This is a genomic window from Pseudomyxococcus flavus, from assembly GCF_050038885.1.
Classification (GTDB): Bacteria; Myxococcota; Myxococcia; order Myxococcales; family Myxococcaceae; genus Myxococcus; species Myxococcus flavus.
Genome location: NZ_CP143624.1, coordinates 6,496,051 through 6,513,989 on the forward strand (window position 1 = coordinate 6,496,051; position 17,939 = coordinate 6,513,989).

Annotated in this window: 15 protein-coding genes; 1 reads left to right on the forward strand and 14 read right to left on the reverse strand. The window is 69.7% G+C overall.

The window, feature by feature from the left end; translation table 11 throughout:
* Nucleotides 1–2 precede the first annotated feature (2 nt).
* The 14 genes from VZL07_RS27360 to VZL07_RS27425 form a co-directional block, all read right to left on the reverse strand.
* Nucleotides 3–674: a type II secretion system protein GspJ gene (locus tag VZL07_RS27360; RefSeq protein WP_426750726.1), complete on the reverse strand. Its 672-nt coding sequence runs from the start codon at nucleotides 672–674 to the stop codon at nucleotides 3–5.
* Nucleotides 671–1,525 (reverse strand): type IV pilus modification PilV family protein, encoded by an 855-nt coding sequence (locus VZL07_RS27365; RefSeq protein ID WP_426750728.1) that lies wholly within the window; start codon nucleotides 1,523–1,525, stop codon nucleotides 671–673. The genes VZL07_RS27360 and VZL07_RS27365 overlap by 4 nt, the downstream gene beginning before the upstream one ends.
* Nucleotides 1,522–2,259, reverse strand: coding sequence for a prepilin-type N-terminal cleavage/methylation domain-containing protein (locus tag VZL07_RS27370; protein ID WP_426750730.1), 738 nt, complete (start codon nucleotides 2,257–2,259; stop codon nucleotides 1,522–1,524). Before VZL07_RS27370 ends, VZL07_RS27365 begins: the two co-directional genes overlap by 4 nt.
* A complete protein-coding gene (locus VZL07_RS27375; protein WP_426750731.1) occupies nucleotides 2,256–2,705 on the reverse strand; it encodes a type II secretion system protein GspG in 450 nt (149 codons plus the stop codon). The genes VZL07_RS27370 and VZL07_RS27375 overlap by 4 nt, the downstream gene beginning before the upstream one ends.
* Nucleotides 2,706–2,745: 40 nt before the next feature.
* Complete coding sequence (gspG, locus tag VZL07_RS27380; RefSeq protein ID WP_426750732.1) at nucleotides 2,746–3,171, reverse strand: type II secretion system major pseudopilin GspG; 426 nt, start codon at nucleotides 3,169–3,171, stop codon at nucleotides 2,746–2,748.
* A 61-nt stretch (nucleotides 3,172–3,232) separates the two neighbouring features.
* Nucleotides 3,233–3,388, reverse strand: a complete 156-nt coding sequence (locus VZL07_RS27385) for a hypothetical protein (RefSeq protein ID WP_426750733.1) — start codon at nucleotides 3,386–3,388, stop codon at nucleotides 3,233–3,235.
* Nucleotides 3,389–3,399: 11 nt separating this feature from the next.
* The gene (gene gspF, locus VZL07_RS27390) at nucleotides 3,400–4,656 is read right to left on the reverse strand and encodes a type II secretion system inner membrane protein GspF (RefSeq protein ID WP_426750735.1); all 1,257 of its coding nucleotides are present in this window, start codon (nucleotides 4,654–4,656) and stop codon (nucleotides 3,400–3,402) included.
* A 41-nt stretch (nucleotides 4,657–4,697) separates the two neighbouring features.
* Nucleotides 4,698–6,512 carry a type II secretion system ATPase GspE gene (gene gspE / locus VZL07_RS27395; RefSeq protein WP_426750736.1) on the reverse strand — a complete coding sequence of 605 codons (1,815 nt, stop codon included), beginning with the start codon at nucleotides 6,510–6,512 and terminating at the stop codon, nucleotides 4,698–4,700.
* Entirely contained in the window at nucleotides 6,509–9,115 is a 2,607-nt protein-coding gene (gspD, locus tag VZL07_RS27400; RefSeq protein WP_426750738.1) for a type II secretion system secretin GspD, read from the reverse strand. The genes gspE and gspD overlap by 4 nt, the downstream gene beginning before the upstream one ends.
* Before the next feature lie 25 nt (nucleotides 9,116–9,140).
* Complete coding sequence (gene gspC, locus VZL07_RS27405) at nucleotides 9,141–10,058, reverse strand: type II secretion system protein GspC (RefSeq protein ID WP_426750739.1); 918 nt, start codon at nucleotides 10,056–10,058, stop codon at nucleotides 9,141–9,143.
* A gap of 193 nt (nucleotides 10,059–10,251) precedes the next feature.
* On the reverse strand, nucleotides 10,252–11,655 hold the full coding sequence (locus VZL07_RS27410) for a sigma-54-dependent transcriptional regulator (protein ID WP_426750741.1): 1,404 nt from the start codon (nucleotides 11,653–11,655) through the stop codon (nucleotides 10,252–10,254).
* Nucleotides 11,656–11,687: 32 nt separating this feature from the next.
* Nucleotides 11,688–12,695, reverse strand: coding sequence for a ParB/RepB/Spo0J family partition protein (locus tag VZL07_RS27415; protein WP_426750742.1), 1,008 nt, complete (start codon nucleotides 12,693–12,695; stop codon nucleotides 11,688–11,690).
* Between the two features lie 93 nt (nucleotides 12,696–12,788).
* Nucleotides 12,789–14,135 carry a TldD/PmbA family protein gene (locus tag VZL07_RS27420; protein ID WP_426750743.1) on the reverse strand — a complete coding sequence of 449 codons (1,347 nt, stop codon included), beginning with the start codon at nucleotides 14,133–14,135 and terminating at the stop codon, nucleotides 12,789–12,791.
* A 15-nt stretch (nucleotides 14,136–14,150) separates the two neighbouring features.
* Nucleotides 14,151–15,632 carry a TldD/PmbA family protein gene (locus tag VZL07_RS27425; RefSeq protein WP_426750744.1) on the reverse strand — a complete coding sequence of 494 codons (1,482 nt, stop codon included), beginning with the start codon at nucleotides 15,630–15,632 and terminating at the stop codon, nucleotides 14,151–14,153.
* A gap of 177 nt (nucleotides 15,633–15,809) precedes the next feature.
* Here VZL07_RS27425 and VZL07_RS27430 point away from each other — a divergent pair, with 177 nt between their 5' ends.
* Entirely contained in the window at nucleotides 15,810–17,918 is a 2,109-nt protein-coding gene (locus VZL07_RS27430; protein ID WP_426750745.1) for an FHA domain-containing protein, read from the forward strand.
* The last annotated feature ends 21 nt before the right edge of the window (nucleotides 17,919–17,939 follow it).

Sequence of the window (17,939 nt, forward strand, 5' to 3'; positions counted from 1 at the left end):
GCTCAGTACCTCGGCAGCTCGGTGTTGAGCATGATTCGGGCCTGGGTGACGTAACGGGCCTCCTTGCCGGTTTCGTCCACCGCCACCACCGTCACGCGCACCCGGGTGGGCAGGATGCTCTTGCGCTCCGTCCGCCGGGTGTCCCACTCGTCGTCCCACTCCTTCTTGTCCGAGTCCCAGTACGCGAACTCCAGCTCCTTGACGCCCTCGAAGAGCACGTCCACGTGGCCGCCCTGGTCCATCCGCTCGTCGATGTTCGGGTTGACGCGCCGCTTGAGGTCCAGGCGGCCATTGGCCTGCCGGTCCTCCGACGCCTCCACGTAGTACTCGACGATGGCCTGGTCGGACTCCTTCACGTCCGTGTAGAGGCGCTGGTGCGCGAAGGTGGTGAACAGCAGCCGGTCGCGCTCGCCCACGAAGTTGGTGGGCCGGTCGTTCTGGTCCCGGAAGCGCGTGGCGTCATACCGGTCGCTGACGAAGGCCGAGCCAATCTCGCGACCCATGCGGTTCATGGCCACCCGGACCTGGCGGTAGCGGTCCGCGTCGACCTCCACCGTCTCCTTCGCCGTCAGGCCCGTCTGGAAGGCCATGGCGACCACCGTGCCCATGAGCGCGGTGATGGCCACGGCGACCATGACCTCCATCAGCGTGAAGCCTCGAGTGCGACGCATCACTGGCTCCTCTGGCCGCCGAGCGGGTTGATGCCCGGGTTGATGCCGAGGTTCCCCCGGCGGCTGCCGAGGTCCTGCTGGGCGTCACCCAGCCGGCGCAGGGGCTGGCGCGTGGCGGGGTCCAGCATGATGCCGTTGGGTCCCGGAATGGGGTTGGCCACCGGCCGCCCGTCCTGCGTCACCCACTGGTTGTCGGAGCCGCCGCCCTGGGCCGCCGCGGCGCCGCCGTTGCGGTCCGAGCCCGGCCCCAGCGACACCACGTGCGTCACCAGGTCGATGCTCTCCACCTGGGTGCCTTCCTGCCAGTAGACGGTGAGGTGCACCTCGCGGACCGTCTGGGTGATTTGCTCCACCATCTGCGTGAACATGGGCTGGGCCATGCCCATGGCCGCGCCGCCCATGGAGCCCAGCCCCGCGGCCTGGGGGCCCCCGGACGCGCCGCTCGAGTCACCGCCGGTGCTGCCGCCGAACAGACCGGCCAGCCCGCCCAGCGGGTCTCCGCTGGCGTTGTCGCCGATGGGCAGGTTGAAGATGGCGCCAATGAGCTGGTCCGGCGTCACGCCGTCCGTCTTGGGGGCGATGATGCGCGCGCGCCACTTGAACTGCGTCCAGCCCTCCTCGGAGAAGTCGCCGGACTCCTCCTGGTCATCGACCTCGAAGCCGTCGTCGTAGAGCTCCTGCTCCAGGTCCGTCATCTTCGAGCGGGCCAGCAGCGACGCGACGGTGAGGCGCTTGGTGTAGACGTGGTTGGCCACCGCGCCGGCGTTGAGGTCGAAGATGGCCATCAGCGCCAGCCCGAGGATGGCGAGCGCCACCACCACCTCCAGCAGCGTGAATCCGCGGATGCGCTTCATCGCGGCACCTCCAGCGCCTCGGGCACCACCTGCACCTTGCCGGTGAGGGGTGACACGTCCAGCGTCCAGACGTTGTCTCCCTGCTGCACGTACACGTACGCCTTCTCCGTGTAGCCCTGCGGGAAGAAGTAGAGGTAGGCCACGCCGCTCTCCACCGGCTCGCGCTGGTTGCGCGTCCACACGGAGACCTTCACGTCCGCCGGCAGCTCGCGCGCGGGGACCTCTTCGGAGGTGTAGGACGAGAAGCGGGCCGCGTTCTCCACGCGCAGCTTCTCGCTCTCCAGCAGCTCCTGCGCGCTGGGCGCATTCGTTCCGCTGCCGCCGGTCACCAGGTAGTTGCGCCGCTCGTCACGGCCCGGGGTGCGGGAGGCGCGCTCGCGCTCGGCGTTGTCCTCGCGCAGCATCTCGTCCCGGTCCCGGGAGGTGGTGACGGCGCCCTCGGCGCACTCGGCGTGGTAGCGCGTGGCCTGCTCGCTCTTGGGGTCGGGAATCTCGAACACCAGGCGGCATGTCTGCCCGCGCAGCGCGGCGGAGTCGTAGAGCGAGCGGATGAGGCCCGCCAGCTCCCCCGCGCTGCCCTTGGCCTTGGCGCCGGTGATGGAGCCGATGCCCATCACCGCCGCGGAGAACAGGATGGCGACGATGATGATGGCAATGGAGATTTCGATGAGCGTCAGGCCGCGCTGCGCCCGGTGGCGCGCGCGGGCGCGCGGTGGGAGGGGGCGGTTGCTCACGGCTGCTCCCATCCCGCGGCCAGCACGCCGCCGCTGCTCACGTCCGCATCCGGCCCCGTGCCCCCCGGCTTGCCGTCCGCGCCGTAGGAGACGACGGCGCCGGTCTCCCCGTTCATCCAGTACACGTAGGGGTGGCCCCAGGGGTCCCGCGGCACGCCATCCAACAGCTGTGCCTGGATGAGCGGCGTGAAGCCCTCCTCCTTCGAGGGGAAGCGCCCCATCAGCCGGTGGTGGGACTTGAACATGCCCTCCAGCCGGCGGATGTCGGTGCGCGCCCGGCGCTGGTTGGTGTCCAGCGTCCGGTCCTCGGTCACGTAGACGAGGGTGAAGGCGAGCGTGGTGGCGACCAGGAAGACGGACACGAGGAGGAACCGTCCCTGGCGCTGGCGGCGGTCCTGCCCCTCGGTCGTGGGCGTCGGGGATGCAGTGGCGGTGTGCTCGTTCATGCCCAAGCCCTGTCAACGCGTGTCGCGCGCGACTTCTTCGCTACTTGTTGGCGGTGGCCGCCAGGTCCGCGGAGGAGATGTCCGCGTCGTTGCCCTCGCCGCCGGAGACGCCGTCCGCGCCATAGGAGATGATGACGGGCTTGCCGCCCTCGTTGATGTACACGTAGTCGTTGTTCCAGGGGTCCTTGGGCATCTGCTCCAGCGCCTGCGCCTCCACCAGCGCCTGCAGGCCCGAGGCCGTGTCCGGGTACTTCCCCTTCTTCGTGTAGTAGAGCTTCATCGCGCCCTGGATGTTCTTGATGTCCAGCGCGGCGCGATCCCGACGCGCGGCCTCCAGCTGCGGGATGACGGCCACGCCCACCGCCGCGGCGATGAGGCCGAGGATGGTGATGACCACCATGATTTCGATGAGCGTCATGCCGCGGTTGCGGCGCTGCTTCTTCTGCTGCTTCTGGCTCTGGCGCATGTGTGCTCTCCATCCCGGGTGACTTTCTGGCAGGCCACCCTCTGGTTCTCGTGTCTTCTTGTCAGGGCGTCCGGACGCTGTCCGAAGCCCCGGCGGGCGGGCGCGGCTGCAGGGGGCCATACAGCCGGGCCCCCACGGTGAGCAGCGCCGCCGCCATGGCGACCATCGCCGCCAGGGTGACGCGTTGAATCCAACGGTCCGCCACGTCGTTCATCATTCCACGGCACCTCACCGGATGGCCGAGTTCACCTGCAGAATCGGCATCAGGATGGAGAGCGCGACGAATGCAATCACCGCGCCCATCACCACGATGAGGAGGGGCTCCAGGAGCGAGGTGAGGGCGCTGATGCGCACGTTCACCTGCGTCTCGTAGTTGTCCGCCACGCTGGTGAGCATCTCCTCCAGCTGACCGGAGCGCTCGCCGATGGCGACCATGTGGTACACCAGCGGGGGGAACTCCCCGGAGCGCTTCAGCGGGTTGGCGATGCTCTCGCCCTCGCGGATGGAGTCGCGGGCCTTCTCCACCACCTCCGCCAGCACGGTGTTCGTCATGATGGCCTTGACGATGTCCATGGCCGCCAGCAGCGGGACGCCGCTCTTGAGCAGCGTGGACAGCGTGCGGGCGAAGCGGGAGATGGACAGCAGGCGCACCAGGTTGCCCACCACGGGGGCCTTGAGCGTGAAGCGGTCCCACTTGGGCTTGCCCGAGGCGCTCTTCGTCCAGCGCTGGAAGAGCACGCCGGCCAGCACCATGAGGGGCACCAGGACGAACCACCAGTTCTGGAAGAAGTTGCTGGAGGCGATGAGGATGCGCGTGCTCAGGGGCAGCGTGGCCTTCATCGTCTCGAAGATCTTCGTCACCTTCGGCACCACGAAGACCATCAGGGCCACGAGGATGCCGCCGCCCACCAGCATCATGATGGCGGGGTAGAGCATGGTGCTGAGAATCTTCTGCTGCAGCCGGGCCTGGTTCTCCGTGAAGTCCGCCAGGCGCGTGAGCACCGCGTCCAGTGCGCCGGAGGCCTCGCCCGCGCGCACCATGTTCACGTAGATGCTGGGGAAGATCTTCGGGTGCTGACCCATGGCGTCCGCCAGGGACGAGCCTTCATTGACGCGCTGCTTGATGTCGGAGAGGGCGCGCTTGAAGCGCTCCTTCTCCACCTGGTCCACCAGCGCGCTGAGGGACTCGACCAGCGTGACGCCCGCGCCCAGCAGCGTGGAGAGCTGCCGGGTGAAGATGGCCACGTCGTCGGTGTTGACGCGGCCCCGGCCCAGCTTGCGCAGGTCGATGTCGCGCGCCACCAGCGCGGCGTTGGCGCCCTTGGCCACGGCGGCGCGGCTGCCTTCCGCCTGGGCCAGCACGTCCGTGAGGAAGATGCCGTCGGCGCGCAGCTTGGAACGCAGCGTCTTGGGCGAGTCCGCCTCGAGCAGGCCCTTGATCTGCTTGCCCGCGGAATTGAGACCTCTGTACTCGAAGACCGGCATGGTTCAGGAACCCCCGGCCCCTCCCAGGGAGGAGCTGTCGGCTACATGTCCTCCTGGGTGATGCTGAGCACCTCGGCGATGGTGGTCTCGCCCAGGGCAATCTTGCGCGCGCCGTCCTCGAGCAGGGTCGTCATGCCCTTGCTCATGGCGGAGCGCTTGATGGTGGACGCGTCCACGTTCTTCAGCACCAGCTGGCGCACGTCGTCATCCACGGGCAGGAACTCGTAGATGCCGGTGCGGCCGCGGTAGCCGTTGCGGTTGCAGGAGGGGCAACCGGCGGCCTTGTAGATGCGGTCCACGCCATAGCGCTCGCGGAAGGAGGCGCGGCTGTGGCCCAGCTCCTTCAGCTCCGCGTCGGTGGGCTCGAAGGCCACGCGGCAGTCCGGGCACACGCGGCGCACCAGGCGCTGGGCCAGGATGCCGGTGAGCGAGGACGCCACGAGGAAGGGCTCCACGCCCATGTCCACCAGACGCGTCACGGCGCCGGCGGCGTCGTTGGTGTGCACCGTGGAGAGCACCAGGTGGCCCGTCAGCGAGGCCTGGATGGCGATTTCGGCCGTCTCCTTGTCGCGAATCTCGCCGACCATGATGACGTCCGGGTCCTGGCGGAGGAAGGAGCGCAGCCCCTGGGCGAAGGTGAGGCCAATCTTCGGGTTGATGGCCATCTGGCCAATGCCCTTGAGCTGGTACTCGACCGGGTCCTCGACGGTGAGGATGTTGAGGTCCGGCGTGTTGATCTTCGACAGGGCGCCGTAGAGCGTCGTCGTCTTGCCGGAGCCCGTGGGGCCCGTCACCAGGATGATGCCGTGCGAGCGCTTGATGACGGCTTCCATCGACTCGAGCGTCTTCTGGCTCATGCCGATCTCGGCGAGGTCCAGCAGCGTGGCCGTCTTGTCCAGCAGACGCATGACGATGCGCTCGCCGTGCGACGTGGGGATGGTGGACAGACGGATGTCGATGTCGCGGCCGGCCAGCTTGATGCGGATGCGGCCGTCCTGCGGCAGGCGCTTCTCGGCGATGTTGAGCTGCCCCATCACCTTCACGCGGCTGACGATGGCGTTCTGGTAGCGCTTGGGCGGCTTGATGATCTCCTGCAGCACACCGTCCACGCGGAAGCGCACCATCAGCTCGCGCTCCATGGGCTCGATGTGGATATCGCTCGCGCGCTCCTTGGCGGCGCGGAACAGCACCGAGTTCACCAGCCGGATGACGGGGGCCTCGTCGTCCTCGTCGAGCAGGTCCTTGGGCTCGTCCAGCTCGTGGGCGATGGCGTCCAGGTCCTGCGTTTCCATCTCGTCCACGAGCTGCTCGGTCTCGTTGACGGAGCGGTCGTAGACGCTGTTGATGGCGTCGGTGATGGTGGAGGCCAGGGCGATGCGCTGGCTGATGCTGCTGCCCAGCAGCACGCGCACGTGGTCCAGCGCGCCGGTGTCCAGCGGATCCGCCACCGCCACCGCCACCGAGTCCCCCTCCATGAACAGCGGGAGGATGTGCGACTGGCGGGCGAAGTTGATGGGGATGCGCTTGACCAGCTCCGCGTCCACCTCCTCGGTGAAGATGCGCGCCAGGTAGGGCAGGTCCAGCTGGTGGCCCAGGGCCTTGGCCACGTCCTCCTCGGAGACCGCCCTCAGCCCCACCAGGGCCTCACCGATGCGCTGCCCCTTCTCGTCCTGGATGGCGAGCGCCTCCTGGAGCTTCTCCTCGGTGAGCGAGGGGACGATGGCGCGCAGAATCTCCCCCAGCGGGCGGCCACAGAGGTAGGCCTGGCCGTGGGCGACGAGCCGGGTGGCGTCGTTGCGTGGGGAATCCGCGACGGGGGCGGCGCTCGGGGGGGTGGGGTCGGCGGTGAGGTTCATGGCGTCTGGTCCCCCACGTCCGGCTGGATTCGCAGCTGCTCGACTTCCCCTTCCGACGGGACCGGGACGGCCTCGGGCGGGGGCTGCTCGAAGTTCTGCGGGGCGGGCGCGGCGGGCACTGATTCCTCCGAACCATCCGGAGGCAGCGTGCCTTCCCGCACCGCGGGTCCACCCTCGTCCACCTCCGTCTCGGGGACCTGCCGCCGGCTCGAGGGCACGGCCCCCGGGCTGCCGGACGGAGGCGCGGGGGTGATGATGCGCTCACCCGACACGCCCGGGCCGCCGTTCTCCGCGCGCTGCTCCTCCTGCGTCACCTTCTGGCCCATGCGCGACAGCGGGCCGGGCTTGCGGCTGAAGTCCACCGCCACGTCGTAGCCGGGCACCTGGCCGTAGAACTGCTCCACGAACTGCTGACGCTCCTTCATCTTGCGCTCGAAGATGACGCGGAAGTCCTCCGGCCCGCGGATGATGTAGGGCGTCAGGAAGAGCAGCAGGTTCGTCTTCGTCTTGCGGCGCGTGGTGTCGCGGAAGAAGTGGCCGAGCAGGGGGATGTCACCCAGCAGGGGCACCTTGGAGACGCTCTCCAGCGTGCGGTCCTGCATGATGCCGCCAATCACCAGCGTCTCCTGGTCGCGGGCGATAACCGTCGTCTTCGCGCTGCGGCGGGACGTCGTCGGGCCGAGCACGGGGTCGGTGGAGGCGATCTCCTCCGTCTGCTGGTTGATGACCAGCCGGATGTAGTCGCTCTCGTTGATCTGCGGCTTCACCGTCAGCTTCAGCTCCACGTTCTGACGGGTGATGGGCGCGTAGAGCGAGCCCAGGCCACCCAGGCCGCCCAGCAGGCCGGCGCCCAGGCCGCCCACGCCGGCACCGGTGCCCAGGCCGCCCGTGAGCGAGCCCAGCGACGACGGCGAGAAGCCGGACTGGAAGGGCACGTTCTGTCCCACCGTGATTTCCGCCTCCTCGTTGTCGCTGGTGAGGATGTGCGGCGTGGAGAGCACGTTCACGTCCGAGCTCTGCTGCATGGCGTGCAGCACCACGCCGAACGCCGGGATGCCCAGCTTCTCCAGCGCGGGGATGGTGGGGCCCTGGAGGCCGGCGAGGAAGCCGCCGTAGGAGGCCAGGCTGGTGAGCGACAGCGAGGGCGGCAGGCCGTTGCCGGAGGTGTTGGTGCCGATGAGGCCGGGGACCGCGCCGTTCTCCGTGCTCAGGCTGAAGCCGCTGTGCAGGTTCATGCCGAACCGCGCGTTGCGGTCCAGGTTGACCTCCATGATGACGGCCTCCACGAACACCTGGCGGCGCGGCTTGTCGAGCTGCTGGATGACCTGGACGATGTTCTTGTAGTCCGCGGCGCTGGCGACGATGACCAGCGAGTTGCTGCCCTTGTCGGCCGAGATCTTCACCTCGCCGCTGAACAGCTCGGCGGCCTGCTGCGTGGAGGGCGCGCCCGGCACGCCCGGCGGACGCTGCGGCGTCGGGGCGCGGCCACGGGGCGTGCTGCTGCCGGTGCCCTGGGCCAGGGACTGGAGCGTGCTGGCCAGCTCCTCGGCGTTGGCGTTCTCCAGGTAGTAGACGTTGATGCGCCCGCCGCCGCTGGTGGGGATGTCGATCTGCGCGACGATGTCCTGGATGCGCTCGAAGGCCGCGGGGCTGGCGACGATGATGAGCTTGTTGGTGCGCTCATCCGGGATGATCTGCGACAGCGTCACCGGACCGCCGGGGGCGCCCTCCTGGGCCGTGGGGGCCTGCGCGCTGCTGGGGGGCACGTTGCGCCCGGTGGGCTGGACGGGGCGCTGGGTGGCGGGCTGGCCGGGGCGGCCACCCTTGGCCTCGAAGAGGCGCTGCACCGTGTTGGCCACGTCCTGCGCGGAGGCGTACTGCACCTGGACGATGCGCATCTCATCGCTGGCGGCGCGCGTGTCCAGCTGGTGGATGATGCGCTCCAGGCGGTGGATGTTGGAGCCCACGTCGTTGACGATGATGGTGTCGGGCGGATACGGAATCGTGTCGCCGTCCTTGGACACCAGCTGCTGGAGCACGCCGCGCAGCGGCTCCACCTCCACGTTCTGCACGCGGAACAGCTTCGTCACCATCTGCTCGTTCGTCGTGTACGGCTCGCCATCCTCGACGATGGTGGGGATGGGGTTCTGCTTCGCCGAGCGCTTGTCGACGACCTTCATGAACCGGCCGTACTGGTAGACGGCGAGCCCGTTGGCGTCGAGCGCGGCGAGGAAGGCGGAGTAGAAGGCGTCCGCGTTGACCTCCACCCGGCCATTCTCGGGGCCGATGATGGAGATCTTCCCCCGCACGTTCTCCGGGAGGATGAAGGTGCGGCAGGTGGCGTCCGCCACCGTCTGGACCAGCTTTTCGATCTCCACCTTGTCGAAGTAGATGCCGTAGCGGGCATTCCGGCGGGCCTCCTCGCACGTGGGCGTGCGGCGGGTGCCCGTGGTGGCCTCACCGTTGCCGGTGGCGCCGGAGGCCTGTGGGGAAATCGTCCGCTCTCCGGCGGCGGTGCCGGGGGGCGGTGAGCGACGCTGTGCCTGCGCGGGAATGGCGAACGCGAGGCACAGGCAGAGCATCCAGGACGGGAGCGTCTTCATGGAGGAGCGGGCGCTGCGGAGGTAATTAACGGACGTTGTACGACTTGCGGATCGGCGCACCGTTGCGCTCGATCTCGATCTCGATACGGGATGCGTCCTTCATCTTCGAATAGACCTCCAGCGCCTTTTCCGGGCTGTTGAGGTCGAATCCGTTGATGCGACGGATGACGTCGCCATTCTGGACGCCAATCTTGGAGTAGATGGAGTCCGGACGGATGGAGAAGAGCTTGAAGCCCACCGCCTGACCGTCCTTGAACGCGGGCACGATGCGCGCCTGCATGGCGACCTGGTTGAGGTTGTTGAGCGTCTTGTCGATTTCCGCGCGCGGGACGTCGTACTCGTTCTCGCTGGTGGCGCGGATGCCGCTGTCGTTGCTGGGCGGCGCGGTGTTCGCCTGGGCCACCGGAGGCGAGGGCGGCACGAAGGCGCCGTCACCCGGGTTGCCGTCGATGAACTCGCGGCGGCCGGCGTTGATGATGATGACGCGCTCGCGCTCGATGGTCTCCACGGTGGCGCCCTGAATCGTGTTGCCCACCATGAAGGTCTGCGAGCGCTGCGTCGCCATGTCCTGGATGGAGGCGAAGGACCAGTCGGGGTTGCTCGCCACCAGCGTGCCGAGCAGCTTCACCCGCAGACCGCTCTTCACCGGCGCGGCGTTGGGGTCCACCTCCGCCGTCGCGCCGCCCCCCGGCTCCTGAACCTCGGGCTCGGGTTCCGGCAGCTTGATGCCCGTCAGCCGGGACAGGCGCTGCATGTCGAGCATCGCCACCGCCGTCTCGTCGCGCCGCGGCTGCGATGGCGCACGAGAGGACGAGCCCCCGGTGGGAACGGGGGAGATGGCGGACTCGACGAACAGGTTCACCGTGCTCGCGGCCAGCACGCCCACGAGCAGGATGAACAGCAGGTTCACTGTCCAGAAGTACTTTCGAAAGAAGAGTTCCATCACGCTTCCGGGTGAAAGCCGGGCCCATGTTGAGCAAGCCAGGTGCCATCGCGGGCCAGGCGGGCAAGACAGGACGTACGGCCAACCACTTGGAATTATTCCGGAATAGCAGGCCCCCCTGACGCCCGGAGCCGCCTCCGAAACCCCGCCGGACAAATTGTCAAAGGCGGGCGGGGGCCCGTGTGACGCCCTGTCAGTCGACGTCGGAGCCGGGGGGCGGGGCGGACGGCATGTCTCCGGTGGCCTGCTCGCGCTCCAGCTTGCGGTAGATGGTCCGCGCGGCGATGCCCAGCAGCCGGGCCGCCAGCGTCTTGTCGCCCCGGGTGTGGCGGAGCGTCTCGTGGATCACCCGGCGCTCGATCTCCTCCATGGGCGTGCCAATGGGGATGACGAGCTGTCCGGCCGAGCCCAGCGGGCCCTTGCGCACGGACTCGGGCAGGTCGCTGGCCTCCAGCACCTCGCCGCGCGCCAGCACCACCGCGCGCTCCACCGCGTGCTCCAGTTCGCGCACGTTGCCGGGCCAGGCGTAGTTCTCCAGCACGCCCAGCGCCTCCTGCGAGAAGCCGCGCAGCACCTTGCCATTCTTGGCGGCGAAGCGGCGCAGGAAGGCGTCCGCCAGCAGGGGGATGTCCTCGCGGCGCGAGGCGAGCGCGGGCACGCGAATCTCCACCACGTTGAGGCGGTAGTAGAGGTCCTCGCGGAAGCGGCCCTCGGCCACCTCCTTCTGCAGGTCCTTGTTGGTGGCGGCCACCAGGCGCACGTCCACCTTCACCGTCTGCGTGCCGCCGAGCCGCTCGATTTCGCCCTCGGCCAGCGCGCGCAGCAGCTTCACCTGGGCGGGCAGGGGCATCTCGCCCACTTCGTCCAGGAAGAGGGTGCCGCCATGGGCGCGCTCGAAGCGGCCCTCGCGGCGGGCCACCGCGCCGGTGAAGGCGCCGCGCTCCACGCCGAAGAGCTCCGCCTCCAGGATGTTCTCCGGCAGCGCGCCGCAGTTGACGGCGACGAAGGGCCCGCGGGCCCGCTGGGAATACTCGTGCACGGAGCGCGCGGCCAGCTCCTTGCCCGTGCCGGACTCGCCCAGCAGCAGCACCGTGGCGGTGGAGGGCGCGGCCTGGCGGATGGTGTCCAGCATGGCGCGGAAGGCGGGGGACTGGCCCACCATGGAGCGCCCGCCCGCCGCGTTCATCTCCGCCAGCTTCGCCTTGAGCGACTGGTTCTCCGCCACCAGCGCCCGCTTCTCCAGCGCCTTCTGGATGGCCTTCACCAGCGCGTGCCGCTTGAGGGGCTTGGTGATGAAGTCGTAGGCCCCGTCCTTCATCGCCGCGACGGCCGTCTCCACCGTGCCGTAGGCCGTCATCAGCACCACTTCCACGTCCGGGCGGATGGCGCGCGCGGCGCGCAGCAGCTCCTGCCCGTCCATGTTGGGCATCATCAGGTCGGTCACCATGGCGGCGACCTCCGGCCGGCGCAGCAGCTCCAGCGCCTCCGTGCCGTTGGCGGCGGCCAGCGTGGCCATGCCCTCGCGCTGGAAGATGCGGATGACCGAGTCGAGGTTCGCGCGGTCGTCGTCGACGACCAGGACCGTGGGGGATGTCATGTTGGGCGGAACCTCCTGCAAACCGTGTTCCTTCAAACGGATTCCTCGTCCGGCTCCAGCGGCCCGCCGTCCATGCGGCCAATGTCCTCGCGCCGGACCTTGTCCACGTTGAACTTGCGGGCGCTGGCCAGCATCCGGTCCACGGTGGCGTCGAAGTCCGGCTTCCCGCCGTCCTTGCGGAAGCGCAGGAAGTTGATGCGGGCGACGACGAAGTTCTTGAGGTACGGGCTCTGGAGGCCTCGCTCCTTGAGGGCGTCCACGACGGCCACCACGGCGTCGTCCAGCTCCAGCAGTCGCTGCGCCCGGGCCTCGCGCAGGGGCAGGGCGTCCTGGAGCGGCGTGTCGAGGAAGTCCTCCACCGCCTTCACGAAGGGGTGGTAGGCGCCCGCGGAGAAGCGGGGGCGCTGCTCGTAGGCGGCGCCGAGCGTGACGAAGGCGGGCTCCTCGAAGAGGTGCGCGAAGGCCGACTCCTTCCCCTGCCGGTCGGCCCCCACCAGCCCGCGGTACATGCGGATGACCTCCAGCGAGCGCTCCTTGAGGTTGTGGGCCTTCTCCGTGTTGAGGGCCAGGATCTGGTAGGCCACGTCCTCCTCGGGCAGCACCAGGGCGACAATGGACTTCGCGCCCAGCATCCGGCTGGCGTTGAGGCGGTGGTTGCCGTTGGGCGTCCAGTACCGGCCGTCCTTGCGTACGGCGATGACGGGGTCCAGGAAGCGGTCCAGCCGCTCCATGGCGCTGGCGAGCCGCTTCACGTGGGGCTCGGACACGTCGCGCTGGTAGGGCGTGGGCTCCACCTTGTCGATGGGCAGCACGGAGAACACCACCGGGTGGCCGCCCAGCGGGTCTCGGTAGACGCCGAGCACCTCGCCGCCGTCCTCGCGCACCGCCTCCAGCAGCTCGGTGGGGTATTCCACCGAGTCGCTGGCCACCTCCGCCGGGGACAGGCCCCGGGACTTCGGCTCCGCCTTCTTGCGGCGCGGCTTGCGCGGCGTGGCCGCCTTCTTCGCGGCGGGGGACTTGCGTGCGGACTTCGCTGCCATGGGCTGCACCCTCCTCGTGCTGCTCGGCCGTTCTACGAGGGGGCCCTGACACGTCCCCCACCGGGCCACGGTAGGGGGACGCGGCGGGGTGGGCTACTCGCCCGAGACGGTGAGCTGCCGGAAGCGGACAGTGGGCGCGCCCACCGTGCCACTGCGGAACTGGAGGTCGCTGCCGACGCCGTCCAGGTCCTTGAGCATCTGCAGCAGGTTGCCCGCCACCGTCACCTCCTGGACCGGGTGGGTCAGCTCGCCCTTTTCAATCCACAGGCCGTTGGCCCCCGCGGACAGCTCGCCCGTCACCGGGTCGGTGCCGTGGCCGAGCAGCGCGGTGACGTAGAAGCCGCTGTCCACCTCGCGCAGCAGCGCCTCGGGCGCCTTCGTGCCCGGCTCCAGGTACAGGTTGCTGGTGCCGATGGAGGGCAGGCCGTTGTAGCCGCGCGACGCGTTGCCGGTGGTGCGCGCCTTCGCCTTGCGGGCGGTGAAGGCGTCGTAGAGGAAGGACTTGAGCACGCCCTGCTCGATGATGGGCGTGCGCCGCGTGGGCACGCCCTCGCCGTCGAAGGGCGCGGTGGCCAGGCCGCGCGGCATCAAGCCGTCATCCACCAGCGTGACGTGCGCGCCCGCCAGGCGCTTGCCCAGCAGCGGCGCCAGGAGGCTGGCCTTCTGGTACACCGCGTTGCCGTTCGCCGCGCCGGCCACGTCCGACACGAACGACGCGGCCACCTGCGGGGCGAACAGCACCGGCACCTGCTGCGTCTTCACGCGCTTCGCACCCAGCATCCGCACCGCCCGGCGCGTGGCCTCGCGGCCGATGGCCTCCGGGCCGTCCAGGTCGTCGAGGAAGCGCCGGTAGTCCATCCAGTAGCCTGTCTGGAGCCCGTTGCCGTCCGACGCCACCGGGGCCGCGTACAGGTACACGTAGGTGCCGGAGTACGCGCCCGTCATGCCCTCGGTGGAGGCCATGTAGACCTCGGACACGTAGTCCCCGGCGCCCACGCCGTTGAAGGCGATGACGCGCGAGTCCTCCGCGCGGGCGGCCTTCTCCGTCTCCAGCGCCGTCTTGATCTTCCAGTCCCCGGGGAGCTCGGCGACCTTCGTGTCGAAGAGAGGCCCGGTGTCCCCGAAGCGGCCCAGGTCCTTGCCGGAGGGCAGGCCGTTGAGCTTGTCGGGCGCGGCGGCCGCGGCCAGCTTCAGCGCCTGGTCCACGATGTGGTCCACCGCGGCGGGCTCGAAGTCGGACGTGTAGGCGAAGCCCAGCCGGTCCTTGAGCACCACGCGCACGCCCACGCCCTTGCTGGTGGACTGGGTGAGGTCCTCAATCTGTCCCTGGTGCACGCGCACGCTGCTCTGGCGGCCCACTTCCAGGAAGGCCTCCGCCTGGCGGGCACCCTTGCGCTTCGCACGCTGGACGATTCGCTTCGCGAGCTGCTGGTAGTCCATGGTTGGCGCTCCCTCTCAGGCGACCTTGGTGCCGCCGACGGTGATGTTGTCGATGCGCACGGTGGGCAGGCCCACGCCCACCGGCATGGACTGGCCATTCTTCCCGCACACGCCCATGCCCGGGTCGGGCATGGGGTCGCAGCCCACGCGCGACACGTTCTTCAGCGCCTCCGGCCCCACGCCGATGAGCGTGGCGTTCTTCACCGGGCGGCCCAGCTTGCCGTCCTCGATCTGGTAGGCCTCGCTGACCTCGAAGACGAAGTTGCCGTTGGTGATGTCCACCTGCCCGCCGCCGAAGGTGGCGCAGTACAGGCCGCGCTTCACCTCCTTGACGATGTCCTCGGGGGCGTGGTCGCCCGGCGCCAGGAAGGTGTTCGTCATGCGCGGCATGGGCAGGTGCTTGAAGGACTCGCGCCGCCCGCTGCCGGTGCTGCGCTGGCCCATGAGCTGCGCGTTGAGGCTGTCGTAGAGGTAGCCCTTGAGCACGCCGTTCTCGATGAGGACCTTGCGCTCACCGGGGTTGCCCTCGTCGTCGATGTTGATGGAGCCGCGCCCGCTGGAGACGGTGCCGTCGTCGATGACGGTGACCAGGTCGGACGCCACCTTCTCCCCGAGTTTGCCAGCGAACAACGACGTGCCCTTGCGGATGAAGTCCGCCTCCAGGCCGTGTCCCACCGCCTCGTGCAGGAGGATGCCGCTCCAGCCCGGGGCCAGCACCACCGTCTGCGGGCCCGCCACGCAGTCCACCGCGCCCAGCGTGGCCACCGCCTGCCGCGCCGCCTCGCGGGCCACGTCCTCCGGGGAGAAGGTGTCCCAGTGGCTGAAGGGCACGCGGCCGCCACCGCCGTACATGCCGGTGCGCCGCTCGCCGCCCTTGCCCTGGGCCACCACGCTCACCGACAGGCGGCACAGGTCCTGGGTGTCCTCGGTATAGCGGCCATGGGTGTTGGCCACCGCGATGCGGCGCGTCTGGTCCACGTAGCCGCCGTTGACCTGCTTCACCCGCGCGTCGAAGGCGCGGGCGGCCTTGTCGGCCCGCATCAGCAGGTCCGTCTTCAGCGACACCTCCACGTCCATCAGCGGGGTGGTGACGTGGTAGTGGCTGGGGACCGCGGCGCGGCGCACGGGGAGGCTGCGCTCGGCGCCGCCGCCCTGGGCAATCATGGCCGCGGTGGAGGCCGCCCGCAGCAGCGCGGGCTCGTCCCAGTCGTCGGAGTAGGCGTAGCCCACCTTGCCGCCCGAGATGACGCGCACGCCCACGCCCTGGACCAGTCCCGTCTGGGCGCTCTTGATGCGGGACTCCTCCAGCCGGACCGCCGTGGTGAGCGTGCGCTCGACGTACACCTCCGCGAAGTCACCGCCGCGCTCCATGGCCACGGCGAGCAGGCGCTCGACCAGCGGCTGGGGCAGCAGGGCGGCGGGCGGGGACCGCCGGACCACCGGTGGGGCGAGCTTCGAGGAGGGGGCGCGCTTCGAGGGCGCAGACGCTCGGGGCATATTTCGGAACTCCCGCGGTGAAGACGTTGGGGTATGTGGCAGCCTACATAGGAGGGGGCGCCGCCGGGAGCAACGCTCAATGGCCCCCGTTCTTTCCCTGATCAGCGGCCTGTCCGCATTCCCACCGTGGAGACGGCGCTTTAAGATGCGCGACGCTTCGAGACTGGAAACCGCCCCATGCCTCCTCGTCCTCCTTCCTCTCCCCGTGCTGGTGCTGGCCGTTCCAGCGGTCGTGCGGGGGACGAACCAGACTCCATGAAGGCCCCGGCCCGGCGCCGCCCCGCGCTCGAGGATGAGGACTTCTCCGCCCCGTCCTCCGAAGAGGGCTACCCGGAGGATGGGCCGCCCAACCCGGAGCTCTACGGCGAGGAGGAGCCCATGCACTCCCGCACGGGCGAGACGCGCGTGGCCTCCCTGGACGACGTGGAGGCGGAGCGCCGCGCCCGGGACGACGACGAGGACGACAACTCGGACGCCACCCGCGCGGGCCCCCCGGTGCAGATGGTGGTGCTGGACGGCCCGGACAAGGGCCGCAAGAAGCGCTTCCAGAGCGTGCGGATGGTGGTGGGGCGCAACAAGGACTGCGACTTCGTGCTCGAGGACCAGTCCGTCTCCCGCCGGCACCTGGAGCTGGTGTACGGCCAGGCGGGCGTGGTCATGCGCGATCTGGGCAGCGTCAGCGGCACCCAGGTCAACGACCAGCGCGTGGACGAGTGTCTGCTGAAGCATGGAGACGAGATCTCCATGGGCAAGACGCGCCTGCGCTTCGTGGACGAGGCGGAGCAGATCAAGGAGCTGCGCGCCCAGGCGGAGGCCCGCGAGGCGGAGGAGAAGCGCGCGAAGGAAGAGGCCGCGCGCGAGGCGGAGGAGCGGCGGAAGAACCAGGCCGCGGCGCGGGGCAGCGAGGTGGATCCGAATGATCCCCGCTTCAACGAGGCCACCAACGCCAACTACAGGCTGCCCGACAACCTCAAGGAGAGCTCCGGTGGCAAGGGCGCGGTGGCCATTCCCCGGCGTCCGCCCATCCGCAGCACGCCCAGCCGCTCGGCCGGGGGCGGGCTCACGGGGAAGCAGAAGGCGCTCATTGGCGGTGGCGGTGCCCTGGTGGTGCTGCTCGTCATCGGGCTCGTGCTGATTCCCAGCGGGCCGCCGCCACCGCCGCCGCCCGACCCGAAGGTCGAGCGGGCCAAGGTGCTGATGCAGCAGGCGCGCGAGTCCATCCGCGGGGATGACTACGCCAACGCGGTCCGGCTCGTCGAAGAGGCGGAGAAGCTGGTGCCGGGTATCGACGTGGACAACCTGGCCCGGGGCGCGCGCAAGCAGCAGGAGGTGCTGGCGTCGCTCGATGCGGTGCGGGCCCTCATCGACGAGCAGAAGTTCGACGAGGCGCGCACGAAGCTGGCGGAGACGCCCCAGGGCACGGCGAAGACGGACGACCAGCGCCGCAAGCTGGAGACGGAGCTGGAGGAGAAGGAGATGGCCTGGCGCCTCCAGCAGGTGGAGGAGGCATTCGCAGGCCGCGATCCGGAGGCCATCCGTCCGCTGATTGCGCTGCTGCCGCCGCTGAACCGGCCAGCCTACGAGGTGAAGCTGACGGACCTGGAGGCCGAGCTGGCGAAGGAGGCCCAGGACACGGCGCGCCGCGACCGCAACGCCCGCGAGCGCGCGGCGGAGGCGGCCAAGGAGCGGCGCAAGGCGTTCATCGCCGAGGCCTTCAACGACGTGGAGCGCCGCTTCAACGGCGGGGACTACCAGCGCGCCGTGCTCGAGTGCGACCGGGTGATTGACGCGCACCGGGGGGACAAGGAAGTGAAGGACCGGGCCCTGGCCCTCAAGCGTCTCATCCCCCAGTTCCGGCGCGCGCTGGAGGACGGTCAGAAGAAGCTGGACGCCAACTCGCTGGAGGCGGCGGCCAAGCCGCTGCGGCGCGCGGCGGAGCTGTACCGCCAGATTGGCTTCCGGGGCTCGCTGGGGGCCACCATCGACGAGCAGCTCGCGTCGTCCTCCGTGGCGGCGGGGCAGGGGGCGCTCAAGAAGGGTGACCTGGGCGCGGCTGGCTCGCACTTCCGCGAGGCGCTGCGGCTCAACCCGGGCGACGGGCGGGCGCGTGAAGGACTGGAGACCCTGCAGAAGAAGGCGGAGGAGCTCTTCCTCCGGGCCTACATCCAGCGGGACAGGGATCCGCAAGCCGCGGCGGAGATGTTCAAGGTCGTCATCGAGACGGCCACGGAAGGCTCCGACGTCAAGCGCAAGGCGGAGATGTATCTGAGCGAGCTCCAGCCGTGAGAGGCGGCGGAGTGACAACGA

Bases quoted from the DNA above. Each gene is read 5' to 3' on its own strand.
- gspF (WP_426750735.1), bottom strand. From the start codon at position 4,656: ATGCCGGTCTTCGAGTACAGAGGTCTCAATTCCGCGGGCAAGCAGATC.
- gspE (WP_426750736.1), bottom strand. From the start codon at position 6,512: ATGAACCTCACCGCCGACCCCACCCCCCCGAGCGCCGCCCCCGTCGCG.
- VZL07_RS27430 (WP_426750745.1), top strand. From the start codon at position 15,810: ATGCCTCCTCGTCCTCCTTCCTCTCCCCGTGCTGGTGCTGGCCGTTCC.
- gspG (WP_426750732.1), bottom strand. From the start codon at position 3,171: ATGCGCCAGAGCCAGAAGCAGCAGAAGAAGCAGCGCCGCAACCGCGGC.
- VZL07_RS27425 (WP_426750744.1), bottom strand. From the start codon at position 15,632: ATGCCCCGAGCGTCTGCGCCCTCGAAGCGCGCCCCCTCCTCGAAGCTC.
- VZL07_RS27410 (WP_426750741.1), bottom strand. From the start codon at position 11,655: ATGACATCCCCCACGGTCCTGGTCGTCGACGACGACCGCGCGAACCTC.
- VZL07_RS27420 (WP_426750743.1), bottom strand. From the start codon at position 14,135: ATGGACTACCAGCAGCTCGCGAAGCGAATCGTCCAGCGTGCGAAGCGC.
- VZL07_RS27375 (WP_426750731.1), bottom strand. From the start codon at position 2,705: ATGAACGAGCACACCGCCACTGCATCCCCGACGCCCACGACCGAGGGG.
- gspD (WP_426750738.1), bottom strand. From the start codon at position 9,115: ATGAAGACGCTCCCGTCCTGGATGCTCTGCCTGTGCCTCGCGTTCGCC.
- VZL07_RS27365 (WP_426750728.1), bottom strand. From the start codon at position 1,525: ATGAAGCGCATCCGCGGATTCACGCTGCTGGAGGTGGTGGTGGCGCTC.
- VZL07_RS27385 (WP_426750733.1), bottom strand. From the start codon at position 3,388: ATGATGAACGACGTGGCGGACCGTTGGATTCAACGCGTCACCCTGGCG.
- VZL07_RS27415 (WP_426750742.1), bottom strand. From the start codon at position 12,695: ATGGCAGCGAAGTCCGCACGCAAGTCCCCCGCCGCGAAGAAGGCGGCC.
- gspC (WP_426750739.1), bottom strand. From the start codon at position 10,058: ATGGAACTCTTCTTTCGAAAGTACTTCTGGACAGTGAACCTGCTGTTC.